Annotated in this window: 5 protein-coding genes, 3 tRNA genes and 1 pseudogene; 8 read left to right on the top strand and 1 reads right to left on the bottom strand. The window is 74.6% G+C overall.

What is annotated here, in order from left to right; all coding sequences use genetic code 11:
* The 5 genes and pseudogenes from ACFUVW_RS17640 to ACFUVW_RS17620 all read left to right on the top strand — a co-directional run.
* Positions 1-1,944: pseudogene (locus ACFUVW_RS17640) on the top strand (hypothetical protein); the annotation flags it as partial.
* Between the two features lie 33 nt (positions 1,945-1,977).
* Entirely contained in the window at positions 1,978-2,427 is a 450-nt protein-coding gene (locus ACFUVW_RS17635; RefSeq protein ID WP_079573344.1) for a roadblock/LC7 domain-containing protein, read from the top strand.
* A 10-nt stretch (positions 2,428-2,437) separates the two neighbouring features.
* Positions 2,438-2,854 carry a DUF742 domain-containing protein gene (locus ACFUVW_RS17630; protein WP_429730019.1) on the top strand — a complete coding sequence of 139 codons (417 nt, stop codon included), beginning with the start codon at positions 2,438-2,440 and terminating at the stop codon, positions 2,852-2,854.
* 412 nt (positions 2,855-3,266) lie between these two features.
* On the top strand, positions 3,267-3,821 hold the full coding sequence (locus ACFUVW_RS17625) for an ATP/GTP-binding protein (protein WP_430572610.1): 555 nt from the start codon (positions 3,267-3,269) through the stop codon (positions 3,819-3,821).
* Between the two features lie 112 nt (positions 3,822-3,933).
* A tRNA-Ser gene (locus ACFUVW_RS17620) sits at positions 3,934-4,018 on the top strand.
* A 52-nt stretch (positions 4,019-4,070) separates the two neighbouring features.
* Here the strand turns inward: ACFUVW_RS17620 and ACFUVW_RS17615 are convergent.
* On the bottom strand, positions 4,071-5,900 hold the full coding sequence (locus tag ACFUVW_RS17615; protein ID WP_430572609.1) for a GMC family oxidoreductase N-terminal domain-containing protein: 1,830 nt from the start codon (positions 5,898-5,900) through the stop codon (positions 4,071-4,073).
* A gap of 112 nt (positions 5,901-6,012) precedes the next feature.
* Between ACFUVW_RS17615 and ACFUVW_RS17610 the strand changes: the two genes are divergently transcribed.
* The 3 genes from ACFUVW_RS17610 to putP all read left to right on the top strand — a co-directional run bounded on the left by ACFUVW_RS17610 (position 6,013) and on the right by putP (position 8,046).
* A tRNA-Ser gene (locus ACFUVW_RS17610) sits at positions 6,013-6,104 on the top strand.
* A gap of 155 nt (positions 6,105-6,259) precedes the next feature.
* A tRNA-Arg gene (locus ACFUVW_RS17605) sits at positions 6,260-6,332 on the top strand.
* A 202-nt stretch (positions 6,333-6,534) separates the two neighbouring features.
* A complete protein-coding gene (gene putP / locus ACFUVW_RS17600) occupies positions 6,535-8,046 on the top strand; it encodes a sodium/proline symporter PutP (RefSeq protein WP_430572608.1) in 1,512 nt (503 codons plus the stop codon).
* The last annotated feature ends 21 nt before the right edge of the window (positions 8,047-8,067 follow it).

Here is an 8,067-nt window from a genome sequence, read left to right as displayed (position 1 = left end):
CTGGAGTCGGCCACGCAGAACGCGGCCGCCGACCTCGGCGGCCAGATCGCGGAGGCGTTCGAGGAGCAGGCCTCCGGGCCCATCGGCGCGGTGCCCGTCGCGGCCCCGGAGCCGGCTCCCTCGTCGGGCGCCCCCGACGCGGTGGAGCCCCCCACGATGCCGACCCCGGCCGTGGCTCCGGTCGCTCCGGCGCCGCAGGCAGGCCTCCCGGTCGAGCCCGAGCCCCCGGCCGCGGTGCCGGTCGACCTCGACGCGCTCACCGACGGCACGACGTCGGTCGGCATGCCCCGGCGGCGGCGTTCCGGCGTCGGCTCCGGCGAGGCCGTGACGCGGCCGGACACCGGGCCGATCGTGCTCCCGCCGCTCGCGACGCCCGAGCTGCCGGACCTGGACGACACGACCACCGACTCCTGGCGCCCGCCGGCCGAGGTCGAGGCCTCGGCAGGTGCGCTGCCGAGCCGGCACCGCGCGCAGCCCGAGCCCGTCGCCGAGCCGGAGCCGGTGTCCGCACCGGTCCTCGGCGTCGACCAGCGCGCGGGCCTGTTCTCGAGCTTCCGCTCGATGGGTTCGCTCGACGTCTCGGAGACCGAGAGCACGCTCCAGCTCGACGCGGTGACGGAGGACCCTGCGGCCCTGCCCGACGAGCTCGCACCGCTGACGCCGGCCGAGCCGGCGCCTGCGGCGCCGGCCCCCGTGCAGCCCGTCGCACCGCTCTCCGCGCAGGACGTCCCGGTCGCGGCGGCGCCCACCCCGGCGCCGGTCGACACCCCCGTCGACGGCCCGGTCGAGGCAGCCGCTGCGGAGCCGGTCGCCCCCGCCCCCGTGCAGCCGGAGCCGTACCGGCCGGCCACCGAGGCGGCACCGGCCGTCGCGCTGCCGACCCGGGACGTCGCACCTGCCGCGCCGGTCGAGCCCGTCGCGCCGATCGTTTCGGCCGCGCCGGTCGAGCCGCCCGCCCCGGCCGAGCCGATCGCGCCGGTCGTGGAGCCGGTCGGGCACGAGCCCGCGCCCGTGCCCTACGCCGAGCCCGTGGCGTCGTCGTTCGACCCGGTCGTGCGCGAGGTCACGGAGCCCGCTGCGGGGCCGGTCTCGGCTCCCGGCCCCGGGCCGTCGTTCGACCCGGTGACGCCCTCGTCCTCGAGCCCGTTCGCACCGACGGACTCGCACGCGCCCGCGGAGGCGCCGGGGCAGGACGCGCTCCAGGAGCTGCCGGCGTTCGAGGACCTCATCGCCGACCTGCCGGGGCGTCGCGCCGGCCGCGAGACGCCGGCGCAGGGCGGTCGCAAGCGCGGCCTGTTCGGGCGCAGGCCCTCGGCCGACGAGCCCGCGGCCCCGGCCGCCCCGACAGCGTCGCCGTTCCCGCCGGCCTCCCCGGCCGCGCCGGAGCCGGCCCGGCCCGAGGCACCTGCCTTCGGGGCCGCCCCCGCGTACGAGACGCCGCGGGACGACGCGCCGCGGCAGGAGCCGGTCGACGAGCCGGCGGCCTCGGCGGCGACGTCGTACGGCGGCTCCGTGCTGCCGCTGCGCCCCACGGAGCCGGCGGGCTACGACCCGCTGGACCCGCACTTCGTGCCCGACACCGTCGAGGCGCGCTCGGAGTGGATGGCCTCGGCCGTCCTGTACGAGGAGATGTCCACGATGCTGCAGCGCGGCGTCTTCCAGGAAGGGAACGTGACTTCGACGAACGAGCAGACGTACCGCCCGACGACGGTCGCGAACGAGGCCGGCGGCCTCGCGCGACGCCAGCGGGCGGGGGAGTCGACCGCGTCGACCGAGCGGTTCACGGCCCGTATCGAGCGGGACCCGGAGCAGCTGAGGTCGCGACTGTCGGCCTTCCAGTCCGCCACGAGCCGCGGCCGGAACGACGCCGGGGCCGTCCGGGCCTCGACGCAGGCCGCCCCCACCGTGAATGATGTCCCTGGATCCGCGCCGCACCAGCGGTGACCTGCGCCTTCGGCGTATCGACGAGGAGGAAGCGTGACCCTCAGTACTGAAGCGACCAACTTCGGGTGGCTTCTCGACAACTTCGTGCGCACCGTCCCGGGCAGCCGCCACACCCTGGTGGTCTCGGCCGACGGTCTGCTCATGGCGATGTCCGACCAGCTCGACCGCACCAGCGGTGACCAGCTCGCGGCGATCGTCTCCGGCATGTCGAGCCTGACGCGCGGGGCGGCGCGCCAGCTCGACGGCGGCAACGTGCGGCAGGCCGTCATCGAGATGGACAACGGCTTCCTCTTCCTGATGAACGTCTCGAACGGGTCGGTCCTCGCGGTGGTGGCGGAGTCCTCGTGCGACATCGGGCTCATCGGCTACGAGATGGCCCTGCTCGTCTCCCGCACCGAGGCCACGCTCACCCCGCAGCTGATCTCGGAGATGCGCGGGAACCTTCCGGTGGACGGCTCGACCCGCTCCGCGCGGGTGGGATGAGGTCGCGACCATGACGCACGCATCGTTCGGTTCTCTGGGTGCGCACTCGGCAGACGGCTACGAGGCCTCGACGGTGCGTCCCTATGCGGTGACCGGTGGCCGCGTCCGATCCGCCCTGTCCGACCTGCCGCTCGAGGCGCTGGTCGAGGTGATGCCCGGTGCCGTCACGAGCGTCGGGCTCACCCCGGAGAAGCGTGCGATCCTGCAGCACGCCGCGCACACCTACGTCTCGATCGCGGAGCTCTCCGCGCTGCTGCGACTGCCCCTCGGCGTCGTCCGCATCCTGGTCGCGGACATGCAGGAGGAGGGGCACATCACCGTGCACACCTCGACCCCGGTGAACGTCCACACGGGTCACGGCAGTTCCCACTCGGGCCTGTCTCTGAGCGTCTTGGAGAGTGTTCTCAATGGCATTTCCGCCCTCTGACAGCCCGGCGCCCGGAGCCTCCGGGGGCATGTCCCCGGCGTGGGCTCCGGTGTCCCCGGCCCTCGGCGCCGTGAGCGCGCCGGTGGCCGGCGGCGCGCCGGCGGCGGTCGGCGCCCCCCAGCGGCAGAGCGTGCTCGGCGGCGCCCCGGCCGCCGCCCAGGACTCGCGCCCCGCGGCGGCGCCCCAGGGCCCGATCACCTCGGTGCCGTCCGCCTCGGCGACGGCGACGCCGTCCGGCGCGGCGGCGCGGCCGGTGGCGCAGCAGGTGTCGGCGCCCCCGCCGCAGCAGGCTGCTCCGCAGGCGCCGCCCGCCCAGCCGACCACGGCTCCGCAGCCCGCCGCCTCGCGGCCGGCCGAGGGCACCGCCGCGCAGTCCGCCGCCGCCCCCGCGCCCCCCACCGGCGCCCCGACGGTGACGAAGATCGTGGTGGCCGGTGGCTTCGCCGTCGGCAAGACGACGTTCATCGGTTCCATCTCGGACGTCGAGCCGCTGAACACCGAGGCCGCGATGACGGAGCACTCGGTGGGCGTCGACGACGCGGGCGGGGTCTCCGACCGCAAGACGAGCACCACCGTGGCGATGGACTTCGGCCGGGTGAACCTGCCGGGCAACCTGTGGCTGTACCTGTTCGGCACCCCGGGGCAGGACCGCTTCCTGTTCATGTGGGACGACCTCATCCGCGGAGCCATCGGCGCCGTCGTCCTGGTCGACACCGACCGCCTGGAGCAGTGCTTCCCGGCGATCGACTACTTCGAGTCGCGGGGCGTGCCGTTCGTCGTGGGCGTCAACTGCTTCGACGGCGTGGCCAAGCACCGGCTCGAGGACGTCCGCGAGGCGCTGCAGATCCCGGCGCACGTGCCGATGCTCTACACGGACGCGCGCTCGCGCGCGGCGACCAAGCAGACGCTCATCGCCCTCGTGCAGCTCGCCATGCGCCAGCTGCGGTCGGGGGGCGGCGCCTCCTGAGCGCCTGCCGCCCGTCGCTCTCGCGGCCCCGGAACGCCTCGGCGTCCGGGGCCGCGGGCGTACGCCGGCCGGTACACTGCTGTGCCGGACGGGCGCCCGTACGGCCGTCCCGGGAGGGCTGACAGAGCGGCCTAATGTGACGGTCTTGAAAACCGTTGTGCAGCAATGCACCGGGGGTTCGAATCCCTCGCCCTCCGCACGACGACGCCCCGACGGTCACCGTCGGGGCGTCGCTGCGTCCGCGGCACGTCAGGAGTGCCGGACCTCGACGAGGGGCAGCCGCAGCGCCCCGGGCGCGGCGCCTGGGACGGCGGGTCGCAGGGGCGCCGTCGGCGGCACGACGACGTAGCCGGCGCCGGGCGCGGGCCGGGCGTCGGCCTCGTCGCGGTTGGGCCACAGGGCGCAGGCCCGCTCGGCCTGCGCGGTGATGGTCAGCGACGGGTTGACGCCGAGGTTCGCGGTGACCGCGGAGCCGTCGAGCACGTGCAGGCCCGGGTGGCCGTGCACGCGGTGGTACGGGTCGACGACGCCCGTGCCCGGGGTCTCGCCGATGGTGCACCCGCCGAGGATGTGCGCGGTCATCGGCACGTCGAAGGGGTCGCCCGCGCTGCCGCCCGCCAGGCCGCCCATGCGGTCGGCCATCGCACGCACGGCGTCGTGCGCCACGGGGATCCACGTCGGGTTCGGGGCGCCGGTGCCCTGCCGGGACGTCAGGCGCCTGCCGAGCGGCCCGCGCCGCGTGAACGTGGTGAGCGAGTTGTCGCGGCTCTGCATGACCAGCGCGATGACGGTGCGCTGGGACCAGCCGCGCAGGTCGTACAGCGCGGGCAGGTGCCGGCGCTGGCGCCACAGCTCGCCGAGCCAGCGCCGCCAGCGCGGCCCCTCGCCGGGCCCGACGCCGTCGACCAGCACGGTCTGCAGCAGCCCCATCGCGTTGGACCCCCGTCCGTACCGGACGGGCTCGACGTGCGTCTGCGGGTCCGGGTAGAACGACGACGTGATGGCGACCCCCTCGGAGTAGTCGGGCTCGCCGGCCCGCCCCCGGCGCGCGGGTCGCATGGCGCCGAGCAGCGCCTCGGAGTTGGTCCGCGTGAGGTGGCCGAGCCGGTCGGACAGGTGCGGCAGGTCGCCGCTGTCCCGCATCGCGTGGAGGAGTCGCTGCGTGCCGAGCGTGCCGGCCGCGAGCACGACCTGCCGGGCGCGGTAGGTGCGGCGGCCGGCCCGGCGGCGCCCCGTCCGGTGGGTGCGGACCGCGTACCCGCCGTCGGGCCGCGGCACGACGGCGGTGGCCGTGGTCAGCGGGTGCACCTGCGCGCCGGCACCCTCGGCGAGGTGCAGGTAGTTCTTCACCAGCGTGTTCTTGGCGTTGTGCCGGCAGCCGGTCATGCACTCGCCGCAGTGGAGGCACGGGTTCCGCTCGGGTCCGGCGCCCCCGAAGAACGGGTCGGGCACCGCGGGCCCGCGGGTGCCGCGCGGGCGGTCGTCGCCGTCCGGGCCGAGGTACACGCCCACCCGCACCTTGCGGAAGGTGTGCCCCACGCCGAGGTCCTCGGCGACGCCGCGCATCAGCTCGTCGGCGGGGGTCGTGCGGCGGTAGTCGACGACGCCGAGCATCCGCTCCGCCTGGTCGTAGTACGGCTCGAGCTCGGCCTTCCAGTCGGTGACGTGCGCCCAGGCGGGGTCGGACCAGAAGGCGTCCAGCGGCCGGTAGAGCGTGTTGGCGTAGACGAGCGAGCCGCCGCCGACGCCCGCGCCGGCGAGGACCAGCACGTCCCGCAGCCGGTGGACCCGCTGGATGCCGAAGCACCCGAGCGCGGGCGCCCACAGGAAGCGGCGCAGGTCCCACGAGGTGCGCGGCAGCTCGTCGTCGGCGAACCGGCGCCCGGCCTCGAGCACGCCCACCCGGTAGCCCTTCTCCGTCAGCCGGAGGGCGGCGACGCTGCCCCCGAACCCGGAGCCGATCACCAGGACGTCGTAGTCGTCGGAGAGGTCGTCGGGTGCGTCGGGGAGCGGGTGCGCGCGGTCCTCCGTGCCCTGGTCGGCGCGCTGCGGGTGGTCCTGGTCGTCGTCGTCCAGCATGCGCAGGACCGTAGCGCGGCCGGGCGTGTGGCGGGGACGACGCCGCGCGGCTTTGCCCCCGGGCAGCGTCGCCGGTTACTCTGGGCGCCGCGGTGTTGCTGCAGTGCCGCGAGGAGACGTCGCATAGTCTGGTCTAGTGCGCCACCCTGCTAAGGTGGTAACGGGGCAACCCGTTCGCGGGTTCAAATCCCGCCGTCTCCGCCAGGAAGGCTCCGGCTGCTGAACGCCCGGGGCCTTTTCTGTTGCCCCGGCAGGAGTCCTGCCGGTGTCGTGCATCACGATGCGGCTCCTCGGTTTGGGGAACCGGCCCGAGGGCTGTAATGTTCTCGTCGGCCGGTGCGAGAGCGCCGACCGGGACTGCGCCCGTAGCTCAACGGATAGAGCATCTGACTACGGATCAGAAGGTTGGGGGTTCGAATCCCTCCGGGCGCACCGAAAGGCACAACGGCTCGATCCTCTCCGGATCGGGCCGTTGGTCGTTTCGGGGCCATCGAGGTGGCAGAGCAGTGGGGTGGCACAGCAGCGAGGTCAGCGCCGACCGCGTCCCGACCTGGCCCCAGTCCGTCGCGCACGCGGCGGTCGGCGCGCACCGCGCCAGACGCTGCAGCACACGACCGAGAGGGTGATCGATCGCATGAGCGATCAGACCTGGCAGACGATCGCGATCGTCGCGTACCTGGTGGCGATGCTGTGCATCGGCTATGCCGCGTACCGCCGCACGGACGACCTGGACGACTACATGCTCGGCGGGCGCAAGCTCCGTCCGGGCGTGGCCGCCTTGAGCGCGGGCGCCTCCGACATGTCGGGCTGGCTGCTGATGGGCCTGCCGGGGGCGATCTACGCCACCGGCCTCGTCGAGGCGTGGATCGCGATCGGCCTCACCATCGGTGCCTGGCTGAACTGGAAGTTCGTGGCGCCGCGCCTGCGGGCCTACACGGAGGTCGCGAGCAACTCGATCACGATCCCCAGCTTCTTCGACAACCGTCTCCGTGACCCCGCGCACCTGCTGCGCATCGCGGCCGGGCTCATCGTCCTGGTGTTCTTCACGTTCTACGTGTCGTCCGGCATGGTCGCGGGCGGCACGTTCTTCGAGAGCTCCTTCGGCCTCGACTACCTCACCGGGCTGCTCGTCGTGGGCGGGGTGACCCTGGCCTACACGCTGTTCGGCGGCTTCCTCGGCGCCACGTGGACGGACGTCGCGCAGGGGCTCCTCATGCTCGCGGCGCTCGTGGCCGTGCCGGTCCTCGCGATCGTGGACCTCGGCGGTTGGGGCGCGGTGACCGAGGGGATCCGCGCGGCCGACGCCGCCGGCGGCACGCAGCACCTGTCGTTCGTGGCCGGGGCCTCGGCCACCGGGGTGATCTCCGCGCTGGCGTGGGGCCTGGGGTACTTCGGTCAGCCGCACATCATCGTGCGCTTCATGGCGATCCGCAGCCCGCAGGACGCGAAGGCCGGTCGCCGGATCGGCATCGGGTGGATGGTCCTCACCGCGCTCGGGGCCGTGCTGACCGGGCTGGTCGGCGTCGCGTACGCGACCATCAACGGCCTCGAGGTCGACAACCCCGAGACGATCTTCCTGGTGCTGGCGCAGCTGCTCTTCCACCCGCTGGTCGCGGGCCTGGTCCTCGCGGCCGTGCTGGCGGCGATCATGTCGACGATCTCGTCGCAGCTCATCGTGTCGTCGTCGGCGCTCGTCGAGGACCTCGTCAAGATGACCGGGGTCCGCCTGAGCACGCGCGCCGAGGTCATGCTGGGCCGCGCGGGCGTGCTCGTCGTCGCCGTCGTGGCCGGCCTCATCGCGCTGGACCGCACGTCGTCGATCCTCGACCTCGTCGGCTTCGCCTGGGCGGGCTTCGGCTCCGCGTTCGGTCCCGTCGTGATCCTCAGCCTGTACTGGCGCCGGCTCACCCGCTGGGGCGCGCTGTCGGGGATGGTCGCCGGCGCGGTCGTGGCCTTCGTCTGGGGGCGGTCGACCCTCGCCGACTCGCTCTACGAGATCATCCCGGGCTTCGCGGTCGGCCTGCTCGTCGCCGTCGTCGTCAGCTTCCTGACGCCGAGGCCGGACGGCGCGGTGCTCGGCGAGTTCGACGCCGCGCGTCGGCTGGCGCGCGGCGACCGGCCCGAGCCGGAGGCCGTGACCGCCTGAGCGGCAGTCCGTCCGGCTCCC

Origin of the sequence: Isoptericola sp. NPDC057391, assembly GCF_042668085.1 — a bacterium.
Taxonomy (GTDB): domain Bacteria; phylum Actinomycetota; class Actinomycetes; order Actinomycetales; family Cellulomonadaceae; genus Isoptericola.
Note: the sequence above shows the minus strand (reverse complement) of the source record. Positions and strands in the feature narration are given on the sequence as shown.